The organism is Enterobacter sp. BNK-8, from assembly GCF_048685095.1.
GTDB lineage: Bacteria > Pseudomonadota > Gammaproteobacteria > Enterobacterales > Enterobacteriaceae > Enterobacter > Enterobacter quasiroggenkampii.
Genome location: NZ_JBLQTN010000001.1, coordinates 655,136 through 675,834 on the forward strand (window position 1 = coordinate 655,136; position 20,699 = coordinate 675,834).

General features: G+C 56.9%; 21 protein-coding genes, 1 other RNA gene and 1 pseudogene. 17 read left to right on the forward strand and 6 right to left on the reverse strand.

Features of this window, described 5'->3' with window-relative positions; translation table 11 throughout:
- The first annotated feature begins 172 nt into the window (after positions 1 to 172).
- From ppiD to ACMGGU_RS03125, 5 genes are all read left to right on the forward strand, one after another.
- Positions 173 to 2,044, forward strand: coding sequence for a peptidylprolyl isomerase (gene ppiD, locus ACMGGU_RS03105; protein ID WP_045909777.1), 1,872 nt, complete (start codon positions 173 to 175; stop codon positions 2,042 to 2,044).
- Positions 2,045 to 2,192: 148 nt separating this feature from the next.
- Positions 2,193 to 2,573: a helix-hairpin-helix domain-containing protein gene (locus tag ACMGGU_RS03110; protein ID WP_048030094.1), complete on the forward strand. Its 381-nt coding sequence runs from the start codon at positions 2,193 to 2,195 to the stop codon at positions 2,571 to 2,573.
- A 99-nt stretch (positions 2,574 to 2,672) separates the two neighbouring features.
- Positions 2,673 to 3,071: a YbgC/FadM family acyl-CoA thioesterase gene (locus ACMGGU_RS03115; RefSeq protein ID WP_262796867.1), complete on the forward strand. Its 399-nt coding sequence runs from the start codon at positions 2,673 to 2,675 to the stop codon at positions 3,069 to 3,071.
- A 47-nt stretch (positions 3,072 to 3,118) separates the two neighbouring features.
- On the forward strand, positions 3,119 to 3,472 hold the full coding sequence (locus tag ACMGGU_RS03120) for a type II toxin-antitoxin system RelE/ParE family toxin (RefSeq protein WP_069720235.1): 354 nt from the start codon (positions 3,119 to 3,121) through the stop codon (positions 3,470 to 3,472).
- Positions 3,459 to 3,788 (forward strand): addiction module antidote protein, encoded by a 330-nt coding sequence (locus ACMGGU_RS03125; RefSeq protein ID WP_028012165.1) that lies wholly within the window; start codon positions 3,459 to 3,461, stop codon positions 3,786 to 3,788. Before ACMGGU_RS03120 ends, ACMGGU_RS03125 begins: the two co-directional genes overlap by 14 nt.
- Before the next feature lie 2 nt (positions 3,789 to 3,790).
- Here ACMGGU_RS03125 and queC read toward each other — a convergent pair whose 3' ends face one another.
- Together queC and ACMGGU_RS03135 are read right to left on the reverse strand one after the other, a co-directional pair.
- Positions 3,791 to 4,486 carry a 7-cyano-7-deazaguanine synthase QueC gene (gene queC / locus ACMGGU_RS03130; protein ID WP_008503311.1) on the reverse strand — a complete coding sequence of 232 codons (696 nt, stop codon included), beginning with the start codon at positions 4,484 to 4,486 and terminating at the stop codon, positions 3,791 to 3,793.
- Between the two features lie 66 nt (positions 4,487 to 4,552).
- Positions 4,553 to 6,253, reverse strand: coding sequence for an SgrR family transcriptional regulator (locus ACMGGU_RS03135; protein WP_420300236.1), 1,701 nt, complete (start codon positions 6,251 to 6,253; stop codon positions 4,553 to 4,555).
- 101 nt (positions 6,254 to 6,354) lie between these two features.
- Here ACMGGU_RS03135 and cof point away from each other — a divergent pair, with 101 nt between their 5' ends.
- Positions 6,355 to 7,173: an HMP-PP phosphatase gene (cof, locus tag ACMGGU_RS03140; RefSeq protein WP_045356424.1), complete on the forward strand. Its 819-nt coding sequence runs from the start codon at positions 6,355 to 6,357 to the stop codon at positions 7,171 to 7,173.
- Between the two features lie 41 nt (positions 7,174 to 7,214).
- Here cof and ACMGGU_RS03145 read toward each other — a convergent pair whose 3' ends face one another.
- Positions 7,215 to 8,261: a PLP-dependent cysteine synthase family protein gene (locus ACMGGU_RS03145; RefSeq protein WP_047074524.1), complete on the reverse strand. Its 1,047-nt coding sequence runs from the start codon at positions 8,259 to 8,261 to the stop codon at positions 7,215 to 7,217.
- A 115-nt stretch (positions 8,262 to 8,376) separates the two neighbouring features.
- Between ACMGGU_RS03145 and ACMGGU_RS03150 the strand changes: the two genes are divergently transcribed.
- The 5 genes from ACMGGU_RS03150 to amtB all read left to right on the forward strand — a co-directional run bounded on the left by ACMGGU_RS03150 (position 8,377) and on the right by amtB (position 14,296).
- Positions 8,377 to 8,835, forward strand: coding sequence for an Lrp/AsnC family transcriptional regulator (locus ACMGGU_RS03150; protein WP_008503307.1), 459 nt, complete (start codon positions 8,377 to 8,379; stop codon positions 8,833 to 8,835).
- A 30-nt stretch (positions 8,836 to 8,865) separates the two neighbouring features.
- Positions 8,866 to 10,638 (forward strand): SmdA family multidrug ABC transporter permease/ATP-binding protein, encoded by a 1,773-nt coding sequence (locus tag ACMGGU_RS03155; protein WP_048030097.1) that lies wholly within the window; start codon positions 8,866 to 8,868, stop codon positions 10,636 to 10,638.
- Positions 10,631 to 12,412 carry a SmdB family multidrug efflux ABC transporter permease/ATP-binding protein gene (locus ACMGGU_RS03160; protein WP_395299842.1) on the forward strand — a complete coding sequence of 594 codons (1,782 nt, stop codon included), beginning with the start codon at positions 10,631 to 10,633 and terminating at the stop codon, positions 12,410 to 12,412. Before ACMGGU_RS03155 ends, ACMGGU_RS03160 begins: the two co-directional genes overlap by 8 nt.
- A 220-nt stretch (positions 12,413 to 12,632) precedes the next feature.
- Positions 12,633 to 12,971: a P-II family nitrogen regulator gene (gene glnK / locus ACMGGU_RS03165; protein ID WP_008503304.1), complete on the forward strand. Its 339-nt coding sequence runs from the start codon at positions 12,633 to 12,635 to the stop codon at positions 12,969 to 12,971.
- A gap of 35 nt (positions 12,972 to 13,006) precedes the next feature.
- Positions 13,007 to 14,296, forward strand: a complete 1,290-nt coding sequence (gene amtB / locus ACMGGU_RS03170; protein WP_047074530.1) for an ammonium transporter AmtB — start codon at positions 13,007 to 13,009, stop codon at positions 14,294 to 14,296.
- Between the two features lie 95 nt (positions 14,297 to 14,391).
- On the opposite strand, the gene tesB is transcribed toward amtB, so the two are convergent.
- Positions 14,392 to 15,252: an acyl-CoA thioesterase II gene (gene tesB / locus ACMGGU_RS03175; protein ID WP_420300237.1), complete on the reverse strand. Its 861-nt coding sequence runs from the start codon at positions 15,250 to 15,252 to the stop codon at positions 14,392 to 14,394.
- Between the two features lie 203 nt (positions 15,253 to 15,455).
- Between tesB and ACMGGU_RS03180 the strand changes: the two genes are divergently transcribed.
- Positions 15,456 to 15,983 (forward strand): YbaY family lipoprotein, encoded by a 528-nt coding sequence (locus ACMGGU_RS03180; protein ID WP_045909766.1) that lies wholly within the window; start codon positions 15,456 to 15,458, stop codon positions 15,981 to 15,983.
- A 30-nt stretch (positions 15,984 to 16,013) separates the two neighbouring features.
- Here the strand turns inward: ACMGGU_RS03180 and ACMGGU_RS03185 are convergent.
- Positions 16,014 to 16,411, reverse strand: a pseudogene (locus ACMGGU_RS03185) (MGMT family protein).
- An 84-nt stretch (positions 16,412 to 16,495) separates the two neighbouring features.
- Between ACMGGU_RS03185 and ffs the strand changes: the two are divergent.
- From ffs to ACMGGU_RS03200, 3 genes are all read left to right on the forward strand, one after another.
- Positions 16,496 to 16,592: signal recognition particle sRNA small type (gene ffs / locus ACMGGU_RS03190), an RNA gene on the forward strand.
- Between the two features lie 262 nt (positions 16,593 to 16,854).
- The gene (locus ACMGGU_RS03195) at positions 16,855 to 17,106 is read left to right on the forward strand and encodes a hypothetical protein (RefSeq protein WP_023310587.1); all 252 of its coding nucleotides are present in this window, start codon (positions 16,855 to 16,857) and stop codon (positions 17,104 to 17,106) included.
- Positions 17,103 to 17,318: a hypothetical protein gene (locus tag ACMGGU_RS03200; RefSeq protein ID WP_008503298.1), complete on the forward strand. Its 216-nt coding sequence runs from the start codon at positions 17,103 to 17,105 to the stop codon at positions 17,316 to 17,318. Before ACMGGU_RS03195 ends, ACMGGU_RS03200 begins: the two co-directional genes overlap by 4 nt.
- An 82-nt stretch (positions 17,319 to 17,400) precedes the next feature.
- Here ACMGGU_RS03200 and ACMGGU_RS03205 read toward each other — a convergent pair whose 3' ends face one another.
- Positions 17,401 to 18,822: a PLP-dependent aminotransferase family protein gene (locus tag ACMGGU_RS03205; RefSeq protein WP_420300238.1), complete on the reverse strand. Its 1,422-nt coding sequence runs from the start codon at positions 18,820 to 18,822 to the stop codon at positions 17,401 to 17,403.
- 86 nt (positions 18,823 to 18,908) lie between these two features.
- Here ACMGGU_RS03205 and ACMGGU_RS03210 point away from each other — a divergent pair, with 86 nt between their 5' ends.
- Complete coding sequence (locus ACMGGU_RS03210; RefSeq protein WP_032656565.1) at positions 18,909 to 19,520, forward strand: YczE/YyaS/YitT family protein; 612 nt, start codon at positions 18,909 to 18,911, stop codon at positions 19,518 to 19,520.
- Between the two features lie 78 nt (positions 19,521 to 19,598).
- Complete coding sequence (locus ACMGGU_RS03215; protein ID WP_126534539.1) at positions 19,599 to 20,669, forward strand: LacI family DNA-binding transcriptional regulator; 1,071 nt, start codon at positions 19,599 to 19,601, stop codon at positions 20,667 to 20,669.
- The last annotated feature ends 30 nt before the right edge of the window (positions 20,670 to 20,699 follow it).

The following is a 20,699-nucleotide window of genomic DNA, read 5'->3' on the forward strand; positions in this document are numbered from 1 at the left end:
CATCGTTTGATGTGCCTTTTTTGTTTGTCCAGACCTGATTTGTGCGAGTTTATGCGAGTTGTGGGCTGACAATCGCCCCGTTTTCTTGTCACAATACGACTTTACGCGCGACGGGCAGGATTTTCCGTCAGCGTCAGGTAACCAGTCACCTACAGCGGAGTGTTGTTACACCATGATGGACAGCTTACGCACGGCTGCTAACAGTCTCGTGCTCAAGATTATTTTCGGTATCATTATCGTGTCGTTCATATTGACCGGCGTGAGCAGTTACCTTATTGGCGGTGGCGCGAACTATGCCGCAAAAGTGAATGGCCAGGAGATCAGCCGCGGTCAGTTCGAGAATGCTTTTGCCGGTGAACGTAACCGTATGCAGCAACAGCTGGGCGACCAATTCTCTGAACTGGCAGCGAACGAAGGGTACATGAAAACCCTGCGCCAACAGACTCTGAACCGTCTTATCGACGAAGCGCTGCTGGATCAGTATGCCAAAAAACTGGGCCTTGGCATCAGCGATGAGCAGGTGAAAAAAGCCATTTTCTCCACGCAAGCCTTCCAGTCTAACGGTAAATTCGACAACGCGCGTTACAACAGCATCGTTAACCAGATGGGGATGACGGCCGATCAGTACGCGCAGGCGCTGCGTAACCAGCTGACCACTCAGCAGCTCATCAATGCCGTTGTTGGCACTGATTTCATGCTCAAAGGTGAAACGGATGAACTGGCCGCGCTGGTGGCACAGCAGCGCGTTGTACGTGAAGCGACCATTGATGTGAACGCCCTTGCCGCGAAACAGCAGGTGAGCGACGCTGACGTTAACGCTTATTACGAGCAGAACAAGAATACCTTTGTTTCTCCAGAGCAGTTCCGTGTGAGCTACATCAAGCTGGATGCTGCCGCGCTGCAGGAAACCGCGTCTGACGCGGAAATCCAGTCTTACTATGACCAGCATCAGGATCAGTTCACACAGCCGCAGCGTAACCGCTACAGCGTGATTCAGACCAAAACCGAGGCGGATGCCAAAGCGGTACTGGATGAGCTGAACAAAGGCGCTGATTTCGCGACTGTCGCGAAAGCGAAATCCACCGACATTATCTCGGCGAAAAACGGCGGCGATATGGGCTGGCTGGAAGACGCGACCACGCCGGACGAGCTGAAAAATGCCGGCCTGAAAGAGAAAGGCCAGTTGTCTGGCGTCATTAAATCTTCCGTAGGTTTCCTGGTCGTGCGTCTGGACGACATCACCGCGGCGAAAACCAAGCCGCTGGCTGAGGTTCGCGACGATATCGCGGCGAAAGTGAAACAGGAAAAAGCGCTGGATGCCTACTATGCACTGCAGCAGAAGGTGAGCGATGCTGCCAGCAACGACAACGAATCTCTGGCGGGTGCCGAGCAGGCGGCTGGGGTGAAAGCGGTTGAGACGGGCTGGTTTGGCCGTGACAACCTGCCGGAAGAGCTGAACTTCAAACCGGTTTCAGATGCCATCTTCAACGGTGGTCTGGTCGGCGAGAACGGCACGCCGGGCAGTAACTCTGACATCATTACCGTCGATGGCGATCGTGCGTTTGTGCTGCGCGTCAGCGAGCACAAGCCAGAAGCGGTCAAACCGCTGGCGGAAGTGAAGGATCAGGTCGTCGCTCAGGTTAAGCACAACAAAGCGGAACAGCAGGCGAAGCTGGATGCTGAGAAGATTCTGGCCGATCTGAAAGCGGGTAAAGAGGATGCGCTGAAAGCGGCTGGCCTGAGCTTCGGTGAGGCGAAAACGCTGAGCCGTACCGGTCAGGATCCAATCAGCCAGGCCGCGTTTGGCCTGACTCTGCCTGCGAAGGACAAGCCAAGCTTCGGTACTACCACCGATGCGCAGGGTAACGTCGTTCTGCTGGCGCTGGATGAAGTGAAAGCCGGTACCCTGCCAGACGCGCAGAAGAAGGCGATGGTCCAGGGGATTACCCAGAACAATGCTCAGATTGCCTTTGAAGCCATGATGAGCAACCTGCGTAAAGATGCCAAAATTAAGCTGGGCGACATCATCACTCAGCAGCAATAATTACGTATCTGCTCGCAGATTTTCGTAACGCTCTGCAATAACTAAAGGCCGCTTTCGCGGCCTTTTCCATTTCTGCACTCTGCTGTTTGTGCCGGTTTTCTCGGGCGGCTATCGTGACGGGGCTGTCAACAAACAAGGAGATAACAGCATGAAATGTGGAATCAAAGCACTGTTAATTACACTGGCTATTGCCACCACCGGGATGAGCGCGGGGGCGCTGGCGGCGACGCCTGCCGCCAAACAACAGACGACACAGAGCAAATCCGACGCAGCGACGCCGGCGCAAGGGCAGACTAAAGCGACCGAAGCCGGTAAAAATGCGGACGATGATGGTACGCGGGTCAGCATCAATTCAGCCTCTGCCGAGGATCTCGCCCGCGTGATGAATGGCGTCGGACTGAAAAAAGCGCAGGCTATCGTCAGCTATCGTGAAGAGTATGGTCCTTTCAAAACGGTCGACGATCTCAAACAGGTTCCGGGCATGGGGAGCGCGCTGGTTGAGCGCAATCTCTCACACCTGACGTTGTAATCACGCAATTTCTTGCACTGCGGCAAAAATTTGCCAGGATAAAGAGGTCATACCAGTTATGACCTCTCATCCTACAATAACAGTAAAGGCTATTGCGCTATGCAGACAAAAATTAAAGTACGCGGTTTTCACCTCGACGTTTACCAGCATGTGAACAATGCCCGCTACCTGGAGTTTCTTGAGGAAGCGCGCTGGGACGGGCTGGAAAACAGCGAAAGCTTTCAGTGGCTGACCGCGCACAACATCGCGTTCGTGGTCGTCAATATCAACATCAACTACCGTCGTCCGGCCGTGCTGGGCGATGTACTCACGGTGACCAGCCAGGTGCAGCAGATCAATGGCAAAAGCGGCGTGTTAAGCCAGGTGGTGACGCTCGATCCCGAAGGGCAGGTGGTCGCTGATGCGCTGATTACTTTTGTCTGTATCGATCTGAAAACGCAGAAAGCGCTGCCGCTAGAAGGGGAATTGCGCGAAAAGCTGGAGATGATGATCGCGTAGGATTTTGTCTTTTATAAAAGACAAAAGGGTTTTTCAGGGATAGAATAATGGACAGGGACTACGTTGTTGAACGTTACCGGACCCGTGACGGGAAAGTGCCGTTTGAGGAGTGGGTAGCCAGAATGAATCGAAGGGATCCGGATACAGTTTTCCGGATCCTTATGCGGATCAACCGCGCAATAAAACGTAATTTTGGCGATTACAGATACCTCAGGGAAGGTGTTTGGGAGATGCGAGTCGACAGTGGCCCCGGCTACAGAATCTATTTTGCAGTAGAGAATCGGCAGGTTTTATTGTTACTTATCGGTGGTGACAAAAAGAGCCAAAAAGCGGATATCAAACTGGCAATAGATTACTGGAAAGATCATCAAATAAAAGGACAATCGAATGAGCGCCACTGAACGAAAATATTCGAGTTCTGTTAGCCATCATGATGCTGTTGTGAAAATGCTACGAGAGAATCCTTCCTACGCTCAGCGTTATTTGCAAACAGCCCTGGAAGAAATCTATGAAGACCAGGGGATCCCTGCCTATCTCATTGCACTCCGCCAGGTTATCGAAGCACGAGGTGGCATCGGAGAAATTTCTGCTAAATCAGGCCTGTCTCGTCAGCAGCTATACCGAACCTTATCAGACAACGGCAACCCAACGCTGACAACGCTGATGAAAGTCACCCGTGCTGCCGGCGTGAAACTGTTCGACAGCACGGTTAAGTAGCCCTATTTAAGCCCGGTTTTTTTCTGCATCGCGGCCATCACGCCGGCTTTATCGGCCAGATAGTGGTTCAGCCCATTCGCGCGCAGATTACAGGCGGCGCACTGGCCGCAACCGTCGCCTTTGATGCCGTTATAGCAGGTGAGGGTTTCGCTGCGAACCAGGTCCAGCTTGCCCCAGTAGTCCGCCAGCGCCCAGGTTTCGGCTTTATCCAGCCACATCAGCGGGGTTTCAAAGCGCGTCTCTTTCGCCATCCCCAGATTGACGGCGTGGTTTAACGCCTTCACGAACTCATCACGACAGTCCGGGTAGCCGGAGAAATCTGTTTCACACACGCCCGTGATCACCGCTTCGGCTTTCACCTGGTAGGCGTAGATCGCCGTCAGGGTCAGGAAGAGGATATTACGGCCCGGCACGAAGGTATTCGGAATGCCGCTGGCATCGGGTTCGTAGTCCGGGACGGGAATACTGTCCCGGGTGAGGCTACTCACGGCCAGTTCATTTAACAGCGTAACGTCCAGCACCTTGTGCGCGCGTGCCCCCAGTTTCAGGGCCAGTTCACGGGCAACGTCGATCTCAGCGCGATGACGCTGACCATAATCGAAAGTCACACAGTGAACTTCATCGTACTGATGAAGAGCCTGAACCAGGCAGGTAGTAGAATCTTGTCCTCCGCTGAACACGACGACGGCACGTTTCATAAATCATCTCGACTGTTACGGTAAAAACGTTATGTTACCGTCTGACCACGACGGCGACCAGCTTCTTCACGCTTTGGGGGCGGGCAGCCAGGCTTCGGTAAAGTCAAACCAGCCGCGGGTGTTGAGGCGTATGCCGTTGACACCCGGCGGGGCGCTGATCTGGTATTGATAATTGAACAGTGGGGTGATCACCGCCTTTTCCATGAGTCCGGAGAAAATGGCCCTGAGCCCGGCATGTCTGGCCTGCTCATCGGACTGAGTCTGTACCGCATCCAGCGTGGCCTGCAGATGGGCATATTGCGGCGCGCTCAGCAGGTGTGGCCAGAGGGCATCACAGCGTAGCCACTGCTCAAGCGTATATTCCGGCGCTTCGTCAATCAGCCTGTCACCCATCATGAGATCCGCGTCCGCCAGTTGCTGGCATCCGTCCCAGGTTTTTGCGTCGTGAAAGATAACCGTTAGCTCGCAGCCCTGCTGTGCAAGGTACTGTTTTAGCTGACGCGCCATCGTGTGCAACTCAACTGGCAAATGGTAAATCAGGGTTAAGGTCTCCGGCAGGGGGACATGTGCCAGATCCGACCACTGAGGGATCGCCCATCCGGGCAGTAGCTCCTCTGTTGGGGTAATCAGCCCCTCGTTGAGCGGCAGCGTATGCAGAAGCGATGAGAGATGAATGATGTTGATGAGCCGTCGTGCCTGCATTTCACTCAGCCGCGGGCTTTGCTTCAGGGTGAGATAGCAAAAGCCAAGACTGGTACTGTTCGTCACCAGGCGCAGGCTTTCAAGTTCATCCGGCTCGCCAATGGCGATCTGCACCGGATGGCGACAGCTGGTACCCAGCCCATAGTCAAACAGCGTCGGTGTGATCCAATATTCGATAGCCTTAAGCAGCGGGTGGCTGAGATGGTACTGCTCGTGGCTTTCCAGACGGACAAGATCGGGCTCATATACGCTTAGCCTGAAGGGGCCGCAGCCCGTCATGGGCTGTTCGGGATGTGCAAGCCGGCTACAGTAGGTGGCCAGGCGGTGTGCCAGCCAGTAGTCCGGCTGGTGCAGCGTGAACGTCAGACACTGAGGGTGGGTGACGTCAATGCGCAGGACGCTCTGGAACAGTTTCCGCAGGGCGGGTAAGGCAAAAAGCGCATTCAGGCTTTGCTGAAGCTGTCCGGTTTCGACCTTATCGCCGTTATGCCAGTGTAAGGTGGAACGAATATAAAAATGCCAGCGCAAACCGTCCGCCGACACCTCCCAGTGATGGGCAAGGTCGCCAGTCGGTTCACTGCTGTTGCCGTGAAAGCGCGTCAGTCCGGAAAAGATCTGTCCTGCCAGATGCTGTTCCGCCCGACCGGGTAAAAAACCCGGATGAAGCGGATCCAGCGAGCGGTAATAGGGGATGCGCAGCGTTGGCGTATCGTTTTGCCACTGCCCGCCTAAAAAGGGATGCAGCAATGATCGCAATGCGTCGGGGGCGAGCTGGGCCAGCTCAAGCACGTTGTGCTGTTCTCCCCGCCTCAGCGCCTCCTCCATCATGGTATTGCGCAGAGATTCAGGCGCGACATGGAACGTCAGTTCACCCCGTTTACCGCGGCCGGACTGCGCTCGCCAGCTCAGCCAGCCCGCATCCTGCGCCTGACGCAGCAGCGTTCGGACATGCCGCTCGCTGCAAAAACAGCGGGCGGCCAGCTCGCTGATGGTGACCTGTTGCGTTGCACCCTCGGAAGGCTGCCAGAGCCGGTGATACTGGTTAAGTCGATTGAGCTGGCGCATGCTAAACCCGGAACAATAATTATCATCTTTTCACTATTACTTCCGTATATCTCACACGATACTGTTGCACAAGTTAACCGCATCACATTTCGGGAGTAATCATGGCTCGGCTCGCTGCATTTGATATGGACGGTACGCTGTTAATGCCGGATCACCGTTTAGGGGAGAAAACCCTGAACACGCTGAAGCGTCTGCACGAGCGTAATGTCACCCTGACGTTTGCCACTGGCCGCCATGTGCTGGAGATGCGCCACCTGCTGGGCGCGTTTTCCCTCGACGCCTTTCTGATCACCGGCAACGGGACGCGAATTCACTCCGTAGAAGGCGATGTGCTGCACCGACAGGATCTCAACCCGGAAGTGGCGGACATCGTGCTGCACAGTACCTGGGACACGCAGGCCAGCGTCCACGTCTTTAACGATCGCGGCTGGTTTACCGGAAGCGACATCCCGGAATTATTGCACGCGCATGTGTACAGCGGCTTTAAATACCAGCTTATCGATCTGCGTCGGATCCCTGCCCATGCGGTAACCAAGATCTGCTTCTGTGGCGATCATGACGATCTATGCCGCTTAAGGATTCAACTGAATGAGGCGCTGGGCGACCGGGCGCACCTGACCTTCTCGGCGGTGGATTGCCTGGAAGTGCTGCCGGTGGGCTGTAACAAAGGTTCCGCTCTGGCGGTGCTGAGCGACCACCTGGGATTAACGCTGCAGGAGTGTATGGCGTTCGGCGACGCCATGAACGACCGCGAAATGCTGGGTAGCGTAGGTCGCGGTCTGATCATGGGGAATGCGATGGCGCAGCTGAAAGCAGAACTTCCTCATCTGCCGGTTATTGGTCACTGCCGTAATGAAGCGGTGTCCCATTTTTTGACGCATTGGCTGGACAATAACAACCTCCCATATTCCCCCGAATAGTGAGACCCTTCCAGCAAGCCAGACTTCGGTCTGGCTTTTTTTTATTTCAGCAGCTGCGCAATCTGCGCTTTCCAGGGGGCGATGTCACCAATGTTGGCCTGCACCCACTCCGCATTGTAGTAGGTATCAAGGTAACGCTCGCCGCTGTCGCACAGCAGCGTGACGATGGAACCGCTGCGGCCCGCTTCGCGCATGCGTGCGGCAAGCTGTAGCGCGCCCCACATATTGGTGCCCGTCGAGGCACCCACTTTGCGGCCCAGTTGAGTTTCCAGCCAGTGAGCGGTGGCCACGCTGGCGGCATCCGGCACGCGCATCATCTCGTCCACCACGTCGGGGATGAAAGAGGGCTCGACGCGCGGACGGCCAATGCCTTCAATTTTGCTGCCTACCGGGCTGCGCAGGCCAGCATCGCGGTTTTGCCAGTAGTCGAGGAACACGGAGTTCTGCGGGTCAACCACCATCAGCTGGGTATCGTAGCCCTGACAGCGGATGTAGCGTCCGATCGTGGCTGACGTGCCGCCGGTACCGGCGCTCATGACAATGTACGACGGAACCGGGTGCGGTTCGTGGGTCATCTGGCGGAAGATACTGTCGGCAATGTTGTTATTCCCGCGCCAGTCCGTCGCGCGCTCGGCGAAGGTGAACTGGTCCATATAGTGGCCGTTCAGCTCACGGGCCAGCATTTCGGAGGCGGCGTAAATTTCGCAGGCGCTTTCCACAAAGTGGCAGCGACCGCCGTAAAATTCGATCTGCTCGATTTTGCGTTTTGCGGTGCAGGAGGGCATCACCGCGATAAACGGCAGACCCAGCAGGCGGGCGAAATAGGCTTCGGATACCGCCGTTGAACCGGAAGAGGATTCAATGATGGTGGTGCCTTCTTTAATCCAGCCGTTACATAAACCGTATAAAAACAGCGAGCGCGCCAGGCGATGCTTCAGGCTGCCGGTAGGATGGGTGCTTTCATCTTTCAGATAGAGCTGAATGCCGTCAAATCCCGGCAGGGAAAGGCGAATCAGGTGCGTATCCGCCGAGCGCTGATAGTCGGCATTGATTTCGCTGATCGCATGTTTAACCCAGGTGCTATTCATCGTCGTTATCCGTTTGTCATTTTGTGCCTAGCATAGCGAAAAGCACAGAAAAAATTGTTGCTATCTGGCCTTTAAAATAGAATGAAGGGAGAAAAATTTTCTCTGTGAGGTGGGTATGCTAGATAAAATTGACCGCAAGCTCCTTTCATTGCTGCAAAGTGACTGTACCCTCTCTTTGCAGGCGCTGGCAGATGCCGTTAATCTGACCACCACCCCGTGCTGGAAGCGTCTTAAGAAGCTGGAAGATGACGGCATTCTTCTGGGGCGCGTCGCGCTGTTAGATCCCGAAAAACTGGGGCTTGGGTTGACGGCATTTGTGCTGATAAAAACCCAGCATCACAGCAGCGAGTGGTATTGCCGCTTCGTCACCCAGGTGTCTGAGATGCCCGAAGTGCTCGGTTTCTGGCGCATGGCCGGCGAGTACGATTACCTGATGCGCGTCCAGGTGGCCGACATGAAGCGCTATGATGACTTCTACAAGCGGCTGGTGAACAGCGTGCCGGGGTTATCGGACGTCACCTCAAGCTTCGCCATGGAACAGATTAAATACACCACAGCATTACCTATTGAATAACTTCGTAAAATACCTTCAGGAACAAACCGCGTGCGATTATTTGCCCAATTAAGCTGGTACTTTCGTCGGGAGTGGCAACGCTACCTCGGTGCAGTCGCCCTGCTTATTATCATTGCCATCCTGCAGCTGATCCCGCCGAAAGTGGTGGGCTACGTCGTGGATGGCGTCACCGAACAGCATTACACCACCGCACGGGTGTTGATGTGGGTTGGCACGCTGGTGCTGACGGCGGTCATTGTTTATCTGCTGCGCTACGTCTGGCGCGTGCTGCTGTTTGGTGCGTCCTATCAGCTGGCCGTTGAGCTGCGCGAAGATTTTTATCACCAGCTGAGCCGACAGCATCCCGAATTCTATCTGCGCCACCGCACCGGGGATCTTATCGCGCGCGCCACTAACGACGTTGACCGCGTGGTCTTTGCCGCCGGGGAAGGGGTGTTGACGCTGGTGGACTCGCTGGTGATGGGCTGTGCGGTGCTGATCGTCATGTCCACGCAGATCAGCTGGCAGTTGACCCTGCTGGCCCTGCTGCCGATGCCGCTCATGGCGCTGGCGATCAATCGCTATGGCGAACAATTGCACGAGCGCTTCAAGCTGGCGCAGGCGGCGTTTTCGTCGCTGAACGATCGCACCCAGGAGAGCATGACCAGCATCCGCATGATCAAGGCGTTTGGCCTGGAGGACCGGCAATCAGCGCTGTTTGCGGCCGATGCCGCGGACACGGGAGCGAAGAACATGCGCGTCGCGCGTATTGACGCTCGCTTTGACCCGACGATCTATATCGCAATCGGTATGGCAAACCTGCTGGCCATTGGCGGCGGCAGCTGGATGGTGGTACAGGGCACGCTCACCCTGGGGCAATTGACCAGCTTTGCCATGTATCTGGGGCTGATGATCTGGCCGATGCTGGCGCTGGCCTGGATGTTTAACATTGTGGAGCGCGGCAGTGCCGCCTATAGCCGCATTCGCGCCATGCTGGCCGAAGCGCCGGTGGTCATCGACGGTAGCGAAGCCGTACCGGAAGGGCGCGGCGTCATGCATGTCGACGTCCGCAAGTTTGTCTATCCGCATACGGAGCATCCGGTGCTGGAGAACGTCAGCTTTACGCTGCAGCCCGGCCAGATGCTGGGCATCTGTGGCCCGACGGGATCCGGTAAAAGTACCGTGCTGTCGCTGCTCCAGCGCCACTTTGACGTCACGCAGGGTGATATTCGCTTCCATGATATTCCGCTCACCAGCCTGCTGCTGGATGAGTGGCGTGGTCGCCTGGCGGTTGTCAGCCAGACGCCGTTTCTTTTTTCTGACACCGTGGCGAACAACATCGCGCTTGGGTGCCCGGCAGCAACGCAGGAAGAGATCGAGCATGTGGCGCGTTTAGCCAGCGTACATGATGACATTTTGCGCCTGCCGCAGGGCTACGACACCGAAGTCGGGGAACGCGGCGTCATGCTGTCCGGCGGGCAAAAACAGCGTATCTCCATTGCCCGCGCGCTGCTGCTGAATGCGGAAATCCTGATCCTGGATGATGCGCTCTCCGCCGTGGATGGCCGTACCGAGCATCAGATCCTGCATAACCTGCGCCAGTGGGGTGACGGACGCACGATAATCATCAGTGCCCACCGTTTGTCAGCGCTTACCGAAGCCAGCGAAATTCTGGTATTGCAGCACGGCCATATTGCCCAGCGCGGGCAGCATGACGCGCTGGCCGAGCAGCCGGGCTGGTATCGCGATATGTACCGCTATCAACAGCTTGAAGCGGCGCTTGACGATGCGCCGGAGCAGGATGAGGAGGCCGCCAATGCGTAAGCTCGGAACGATGTGGCCGACGCTCAAACGTCTGCTGGCCTACGGCTCGCCGTGGCGTAAACCGCTCTCCGTTGCTGTGCTTTTACTCTGGATTGCGGCGATTGCCGAAGTGAGCGGTCCGCTGCTCATCAGCTACTTCATCGATAATATGGTCGCCAAAAGCTACCTGCCGCTCGGGCTAGTGGCGGGGTTAGGCGTGGCCTACGTTGGCTTACAGCTGACGGCGGCAGGATTGCATTATGCTCAGTCGCTGCTGTTTAACCGGGCCGCCGTGGGCGTCGTTCAGCAGCTGCGTACCGATGTCATGGACGCGGCGCTTCGCCAGCCGCTCAGCGAGTTTGATATCCAGCCGGTCGGGCAGGTGATTTCGCGCGTAACCAACGATACCGAGGTGATCCGCGATCTGTACGTCACCGTAGTCGCGACGGTATTACGCAGCGCGGCGCTGATTGGCGCGATGCTGGTGGCGATGTTCAGCCTCGACTGGCGCATGGCGCTGGTGGCGATCACTATCTTCCCGGCGGTGCTGATCGTCATGGTGATTTACCAGCGTTACAGCACGCCGATTGTGCGTCGGGTTCGCGCCTATCTGGCCGACATCAACGATGGCTTCAACGAAGTGATTAACGGCATGAGCGTCATCCAGCAGTTCCGCCAGCAGGCGCGCTTTGGCGAGCGCATGGGCGAAGCCAGCCGTTCGCACTATATGGCGCGTATGCAGACGCTGCGCCTGGACGGTTTCCTGCTGCGACCGCTGCTGAGCCTGTTCTCAGCGCTGGTGCTGTGTGGGCTGCTGATGCTCTTTGGCCTGAGCTCAAACGGTACGATTGAGGTGGGCGTGCTGTACGCTTTTATTAGCTATCTGGGACGCCTCAACGAGCCGCTGATCGAGCTCACTACGCAGCAATCGATGCTGCAACAGGCGGTCGTCGCCGGTGAGCGCGTCTTTGAGCTGATGGACAGGCCGCGTCAGGCCTACGGCAATGATGAGCGACCTCTGCAAAGCGGGACTATCGCCTTTGATAACGTCTCGTTTGCCTATCGTGAAGACCGTCTGGTGTTGCAGGACATCACGCTTGACGTTCCGTCGCGCGGTTTCGTCGCGCTGGTGGGTCATACCGGCAGCGGTAAAAGCACGCTCGCCAGCCTGTTGATGGGCTACTACCCGGTCACGCAAGGCGAAATCCGCCTCGACGGGCGCCCGCTCGCGTCTCTTAGCCACACGGTGTTACGCAAAGGCGTTGCGATGGTGCAGCAGGATCCGGTCGTACTGGCCGATACCTTCTTTGCCAACGTAACCCTGGGACGGGACTATTCGGAGGAGCAGGTTTGGGCAGTACTGGAAACGGTGCAGCTGGCAGAGCTGGCGCGCGGGTTCAGCGACGGGATCAACACGAAGCTGGGCGAGCAGGGCAACAATCTTTCCGTGGGGCAAAAACAGCTCCTGGCGCTGGCGCGCGTCCTGATTGAAACGCCGCAGGTGCTGATTCTTGACGAAGCTACGGCCAGCATAGATTCCGGTACCGAGCAGGCGATTCAGCAGGCGCTGGCCGCCGTACACGACCATACGACGCTGGTGGTGATTGCCCACCGTCTTTCCACCATCGTCGACGCGGACACTATTCTGGTGCTGCATCGCGGACAGGCCGTGGAGCGCGGTACGCACCGCGAGCTGCTGGAAGCAAAAGGGCGCTACTGGCAGATGTACCAGCTACAGCTGGCGGGCGAAGAGCTGGCCGCCAGCGCGCGTGATGAAGAGTCGCTTAGCGCCTGATGCACTAAAATGAGGCGCCGCGCTAACAGTCATTCCTGTTGGTGCAAAACTGAAACGCACCCTGCACCGGCATGGTGCGTTTTTTTTCACCGGTTCATTTATCAGGACCGTGTAACGCACATCGCACCGCGATTCCCTCCCGTTTTCATTTCTGGCACATCCCTTGCAATACCTTCCGCGTAAGCTGCGGCCATTACCGAATTCTGACTGGAGGGGATCTATGAAGCTGGTTACGGTTGTAATCAAACCATTCAAACTCGAAGACGTGCGTGAAGCATTGTCTTCAATGGGTATTCAGGGACTGACTGTCACCGAAGTGAAAGGCTTTGGTCGTCAGAAGGGTCATGCCGAGCTTTATCGCGGGGCGGAATACAGCGTTAACTTTCTGCCAAAAGTAAAAATTGATGTCGCGATTGCTGACGATCAGCTTGATGAAGTCATTGATGTCATTAGCAAAGCGGCCTACACCGGCAAAATTGGCGACGGCAAAATTTTCGTTGCCGAACTGCAGCGCGTCATTCGCATCCGTACCGGCGAATCTGACGAAGCGGCTCTGTAATTAACGCCTGGCACACAGTGATAGGGATCGAGAAAATGAAGATAGCAACACTTAAAACGGGTCTGGGTTCGCTGGCGCTGCTGCCGGGCCTGGCGCTGGCTGCTGCCCCAGCGGTGGCCGACAAAGCCGATAACGCCTTTATGATGATCAGCACCGCGCTGGTGCTGTTCATGTCCATTCCGGGCATTGCGCTGTTCTACGGCGGCCTGATCCGTGGCAAAAACGTTCTCTCCATGCTGACGCAGGTTGCCGTGACGTTCGCACTGGTCTGCGTGCTGTGGGTGGTTTACGGTTACTCGCTGGCGTTCGGCACGGGCAACGCGTTCTTTGGTAACTTCGACTGGGTGATGCTGAAAAACATTGAACTGACCGCGCTGATGGGCAGCTTCTATCAGTATATTCACGTGGCGTTCCAGGGCTCCTTCGCCTGCATTACCGTCGGGCTGATTGTGGGCGCGCTCGCCGAGCGTATTCGTTTCTCTGCGGTCCTGATCTTCGTGGTGGTCTGGCTGACGCTCTCCTATGTGCCGATTGCGCACATGGTCTGGGGTGGCGGTCTGCTGGCGACGCACGGTGCGCTGGACTTCGCGGGCGGTACCGTTGTTCACATTAACGCCGCGGTCGCGGGTCTGGTGGGCGCATACCTCATTGGCAAACGCGTGGGCTTCGGTAAAGAAGCGTTCAAACCGCACAACCTGCCGATGGTCTTTACCGGTACCGCGATCCTCTACTTTGGCTGGTTTGGCTTCAACGCCGGCTCAGCCAGTGCCGCGAACGAAATTGCCGCACTGGCCTTCGTGAACACCGTGGTGGCCACGGCGGGCGCAATCCTCTCCTGGGTGTTTGGCGAGTGGGCGGTGCGCGGTAAACCTTCCCTGCTGGGTGCCTGCTCGGGGGCGATTGCGGGTCTGGTTGGTATCACCCCTGCGTGTGGTTATGTCGGTGTCGGCGGCGCGCTGCTGGTCGGTCTGGTGTCCGGTCTGGCGGGTCTGTGGGGCGTGACCGCACTGAAACGTCTGCTGCGCGTGGATGACCCTTGCGATGTATTTGGCGTTCACGGCGTGTGCGGGATTGTCGGCTGTATCATGACCGGTATCTTCGCGGCGAAATCGCTCGGTGGTGTGGGCTATGCAGAAGGCGTCACCATGGTTCATCAGGTGCTGGTGCAGCTGGAAAGTATTGCTATCACCGTGGTGTGGTCTGCGGTTGTCGCGTTCATCGGCTACAAGCTGGCGGACATGACGGTCGGTCTGCGCGTACCGGAAGAGCAGGAACGCGAAGGTCTGGATGTGAACAGCCACGGCGAGAATGCGTATAACGCATGATCTGAGTGTCTTGCCGGGTGGCGGCTTCGCCTTACCCGGCCTACAACAGCACAAAACGTAGGCCCGGTAAGCGTCGCGCCACCGGGCTTTTTACATCAACCTCTGTTACGCATCACCCCTTCCTGCACCGTTGAAGCGACCAGCACGCCGTCTTGAGTATAAAACTCCCCACGCACAAACCCGCGGGCACTGGATGCCGACGTACTCTCCACGCTGTAGAGCAGCCACTCATTCATGTTGAAGGGACGGTGGAACCACATCGAGTGATCGATGGTCGCGACCTGCATCCCTTTTTCGAGGAAGCCGACGCCGTGCGGCTGCAGCGCCACCGGCAGGAAGTTGAAGTCAGACGCATAGCCCAGCAGATACTGATGGACGCGGAAATCTTCCGGCACGGTGCCGTTGGCGCGGATCCACACCTGGCGTTTTGGCTCGGCGGTGTGGCCTTTCATCGGGTTGTGGAATTCGACGGGGCGGATCTCAAGCGGCTTATCGCAGAGAAACTTCTCTTTGACCTGCGGCGGCAGCAGATGCGCCAGGGCGCGAGCGATATCCGTTTCCGATTTGAGATCGTCCGGCGAGGGGGCAGGGGGCATGACTTTCTGATGCTCATAACCCGGCTCTGGCGCCTGGAAGGAGGCGGTCATGTAAAAGATCGGCTTACCGTTCTGAATGGCCGCGACGCGGCGCGCGCTGAAGCTGCTACCGTCTCGCAGAACTTCAACGTCATACACGATGGGTTTCGCGCTATCGCCAGGGCGTAAGAAGTAGCTGTGGAATGAATGCACCAGACGGTCTGCCGGGACAGTCTCCTTTGCAGCGTACAGCGCTTGTCCAACGACTTGCCCACCGAAGACCTGGCGTAAACCTAAATCTTCGCTTTGTCCGCGAAAGAGTCCTTCCTCAATTTTTTCCAGATTCAGTAATGTCAGCAGATTGTTCAGTGCCTGACTCATAGTTGTCCTCAATAAACGCCGTAGCGAAAGATAGGCAGAGTATAACGCAGAAATGAAAGTGGTCCGATGGGTAGAATAATCTGAATATCGGGATGATTTCAGGCATTAATCAGTGAGTTGTGCCACACTTAACTACGTTATGTGATTGAAACGACATCGGATGGGATCGATCCCGCTGGTGCATTGATGATAAGGAGACTTCAATGAAACTCGTGCCTATGCTAAGTGGTGTAGCGATTGCGGTGGCGTTGTCCGCCTGTGCCGGTAAGAGCGCCCAGGTGCCAGTGCCAGCAGCTGACCCGAACGGGATTAATACCCTTTCGCAGCAGTCCATTCAGCAGCCTAACGTTTCCGGTACCATCTGGATTAAACAGAAAGTTGCGTTGCCGCCGGATGCGGTATTAACGGTGACGCTGTCTGATGCTTCCCTGGCCGACGCGCCGTCGAAAGTCGTGGCTCAGCGTGCCGTCCGTACTGAAGGCAAGCAGGCGCCGTTTAGCTTCGTGTTGCCGTATAACCCGTCGGACGTGCAGCCTAATGCCCGTATTCTGCTGAGCGCAGCGGTCACCATCAACGGTAAGCTGGTGTTTATCACCGATACGGTCCAGGAAGCGATTAACAACGGTGGGACCAAAATCGACCTGAACCTGGTGCCTGTGCAGCAGACCGAAGTGCCGATCGCACCGCAGACCAATCAGCCGTCCCTGCCAACCCCACCCACTCAGATGTAATGGGTATCCCCCTCTCTTTCGGGAGAGGGGTTAATACACCCACCGGTACTTCTGCAAATCGATCTGACCCGACCCTGACACCTGCACCCCCTCTGAAATTAACGCCTGACGCTGACGCTGGAGATCCGGCCCGGTGAGTGAGATGACGCCATGACGGTTCACCACCCGATGCCAGGGCAGCGTACTGCCTTCCGGCAGCCGTTTCAGGACGCCTCCAACCTGTCGCGCCGCGCGCGGGGAACCGGCCAGGCGCGCGACATCACCATAGGTGGTGACATAGCCCTCCGGGATTGAAGCCACGATTTGCCATACGCGCTGTGGAAAGGAGTCGTGCTCGTCCATACCTTCACCTGTGGGGAGTTTCTGGAGAGCCATGGTAAACGAAGATCGTCATGATTGCTGCGCCTGTTTGCGCAAGAAACCAGCATCCGGTTCCTGGCGGCTTGCAATTGGGCCTTCGCACAGGGATAATGCGCCAGCGCGTTGGTTATCAACGCTCTCAATGGGGGCTCTGTTGGTTCTCCCGCAACGCTACTCTGTTCACCAGGTCAGGTCCGGAAGGAAGCAGCCAGGGCAGACGACGTGTGTGCCGGGATGTAGCTGGCAGGGCCCCCACCCATTTCCGCCCTCACAAAATCTTCCTGCTTTCACCTCTCACTTTTGACGGCTATCCCACAATAATAGTATGCCTATATCGTGTAATATATATTTCATCGTGCTGAAATATTATTGTCATAAACCTGTAATAATAGTCGGGCATTTTATCATTGGCCGTTTATTTTCTGGCATAACTCAAAAAAATATATATCTGGATAACATTGTTAACTTCGTGTATTAAATAAAGTACTTATTCCGAAGGGAAGTGACAAACATGGCTACAGCGGTATTAAACGTTAAGATTGATGACGCGCTAAAAGAAAGGCTTCGCCACTATGCGGAAGTGAATAACGAGAACTTAAGCGTGACGACAGAGAAACTGCTGCTGCTGGCGTTCGAAGCAGTAGAAGAGGCGGGAGTATCGGAAGAGGATATTGATAATCAGCATACGGAAGAAGAGAGTGTTTCTCCATTTACTCCTAAAGAAATCAAGGCTCTACGTAAACTTCTGAAGAAGAGAAAATGAAACAACAACTGTCAACTGCCAGTGACTACAAAGAGGCCTGCGATCTGCTGCGTTCAGGCTACGTGAAGCATGTACGTCTTGGCTGGAATGTCGGAAGTGATGAGTTCTTTCGTATTGCGTCTGACTGGTGTGATACTGGCGCAAAAATAAAGAAAGACGGTGAAAACTTCGTTATTTCACTGAAAGGTTTTCCTATTCCTGCTCAGCATTAATTCCGGATGGGTGAAAACTGCTGACTGTATCCGTGACAGTCAGCAGTTTTTATTTTTTATGATCGGCTTCAAACTTTTAATATTAAATCACGCTGCGTTTAACGGCTGGCACGTTTTTATTCAGGGCGAGCCATAACGGTTTAATCCTCAGCAGCGCCTGTTCAAGCTCTGTTGGTTCGAGCGAGAAGGGCATCCGCAAATAGCGGTCAAACGCGCCCGATAAGCCAAACCGCGTACCGGTTCCCAGATTAATCCCCAGAATCTCAGCCCGCGCGGCAAGCTGTGTCGCCAGCATGCCCGGTAGCTCGATCCAGTAAGAGAGCCCGCCTTCCGCTTCATGGAATTTCCAGTCCGGGAAATGTTCACGCAGCAGTTCACCGCATCGATTGCGTCGTTCCGCCAGCATTTTGCGGCGGGCGGGTAGAAACGTCTCGCTGTTGTTGATGAGCCACAGCGCCGCCAGCTGTTCCAGCAGCGGCGAACCTAAATCGAGGGTATCTCGCGTCTGGGCAAGCGTGGCGATCGTGCGCGAGGAGGCGCGGATCCAGCCGAGACGCAGCCCGCCCCAGAAACTTTTTCCGGCGGAGCCTAAGGTGATGACGGTGGCCTGCGGGTTAAAGGAGGCTAGCGGAGGCGGAGGAGGGGCGTCAAACCAGAGATCCACCATCGTTTCATCCACCACCAGCGCCGTACGGGTTTGCGCAGCAATATCGGTAATGGCCTGGCGCGTCGCGATATCCATACAGCGCCCGGTGGGGTTATGAAAATCAGGCATCAGATACGCCAGGCGCGGCGCGGTTTGGGCAAGCGTGGCGGCGAAGCCATCCGTATCCCAGCCCGTTTCCGGCAGCGACACCCCCACGGGCCGACACTGCGCGCCCTGAATGGCGGCAATCGCCAGCGGATAGGTGGGGTGATCGACCACGACGCGATCCCCGGGCCCGGTCATCATCCGCAGGACCAGCGCGAAGCCGCTGACGGCGCCGTTGACCACCATCACTTCGTCCGCACGGGTGGGAAGGCCCCGCGCGGTATAACGCGCAGCGATGGCCTCCCGTAGCGTTGGCAGTCCTAGCTGATCGTAGCCCGTCAGCGAGAGGTGCTGCGTAATGGCCGTGAGCGCATGGGTATACGCCTGGTGGATCTCCGGCCCGGCATTGAGGGCGGCAGTGGAGAGATCCAGTGCAGCACTCGCCGCGGAAAGCGTGGGAACGGCGCGCGTATCCGGGAGGAGCACGCGTGACCCGCTGCCGTGGCGGCTCTCTAGATATCCCTCCTCGCGCAGATGGGCGAGGGCGCTGCTGATGGTGGTCCGGCTTACGTCCAGCGCCGTGGCCAGCTCGCGCTCTCCCGGTAGCCGTGTATTCAGTGCCAGACGTCCATCAAGAATTAACAGGCGCAGCGCATCGGCCAGCTGTCGCCAGAGCGGCGTGCGGGATGAGGTTTGCTGCCAGTGGCCTAAAAGGCGTACCAGAGACTGGCTTCCGAAGCGACGTGATGACATATGCAGTCCACTATTTGAAAACTGGACATTAATCATAGTGCCATTTTAGGTCAGGATGAAAGCCTGGTTCACTGGAGAAGATAAAAATGGTACGTCGTCTGCTACAACTCTATGTCGGTTTAGGACTGTATGGCCTGTCCACCGCGATGTTTATTCGTTCCGATTTGGGTGTCGATCCCTGGGATGTTTTTCACCTTGGGGTGGGGATACAGCTGGGGATGACCATCGGGACGGTGATCATTTTAACCGGTGCTGCGGTGCTGCTGCTGTGGATCCCCCTGCGCCAGATGCCGGGCCTGGGCACCATCAGCAACGTGATTTGTATTGGTCTGGCGGCGGACGCCAGCATGGCGCTTATTCCGGAACTGGATTCGTTACCTGTTCGCATCGCTTTCCTGGTGTCGGGCATCGTGATGAACGCGATTGCGACCAGCATGTACATTGGCGCCGGTTTTGGGCCTGGCCCGCGCGACGGTCTGATGACCGGCATTCATGCCCGGCTGGGGTGGTCCATTCGCAGCGTGCGCACCTCCATTGAGGTGTCCGTCCTGCTGATTGGGTGCGTGCTTGGCGGCACGTTTGGGGTGGGAACGGTCGTGTATGCCCTGACCATTGGCCCACTTATCCAGCTCTGTCTGCCCTGGTTCCGCCAGAAGCCGCGCGTTGCTGAAATCGCGCAGCCGGAGCGGGTTGTCTAATTTTGCGAAGCGCTCACATGCTTTAACGGCGTCGCTGTGCCACAATAATGGGCCACGACTCACGCGATGCCACAATGCATGAAAGCGATCACTCTCTATGATGTCGCCCTCCTTGCGGGGGTTTCTTATCAGACCGTCTCTCGCGTCATTAACGACGCCGAGCATGTCTCTGCCCGCACGCGGGAAAAGGTGCAGCAGGCGATGGCGGAGCTGCACTACGTGCCTAACCTGCGGGCACAGCAGCTGGCGGGTAAACGCACCCGCACGCTGGGACTCATCACCACCGATCTTGCCCTGCATGCGCCCTCGCAAATTGTGTCGGCGGTAAAATCACGTGCGGCCGAAAAAGGGGCGAGCGTCCTCATTTCCATGGTGGAGCAGCCGCAGCAGTGTCAGGCCGCGCTTCAGGCGCTGCTGGCACAGCGGGTGGAGGCGTTGCTGGTGAATGTGCCGCTCGACGATCCTGACGCTGAAGCGCTCAGGGCGCTGGCATCACCCGTTCCGGTGCTGTTCCTTGATGTCTCGCCTTCAGCACAGGTAAACAGCCTCGTCTTTAACGCCAGTCAGGGTGCGCATCTGGGCGTTGAGCACCTGCTTTCACTGGGGCATCAGCATATTGCCCTGCTGAGCGGGCCGGAAAGCTCGGTCTCTGCTCGGGCGCGTCTGGCAGGTTGGAAAGCGGCTCTGGCCCGCGCGGGGCATGACGCCGCTGCGGTGGCTTATGGAGACTGGAGCGCGGCCAGCGGTTATGAGAAAGGGCATGTGCTGCTGTCGGGTAGCGCATTGCCGGATGCCATTCTGGTGGCGAACGATCAAATGGCGCTCGGAGTGATGCGCGCCTGTGCTGAAAAGGGGATCGCGATTCCAGGTCAGATGTCGGTGGTTGGGTTCGACGATACGGCTGACAGCGCCTGGTTTTCCCCGCCGCTGACGACCATTCGCCAGGCATTTCGCGAGGCGGGCGAACGCAGCGTGGAGTGGCTGCTGGCCCCCACCGAAGGCGAGACGTGCTGGCAGGTTCAGCTGCCGGTGGCGCTGGTTACCCGGCATTCCACCGCGCGCCGCGCGCCGCAGCAGGCCGAACGCGAGGATCTGGCGCAGCAGCTCAGAAGTCTGGCACTTCTGGCCGAGCAGCTTGCCCGCAAATAAAACTTTGTGATCGGACTCGCTACCCTGCGA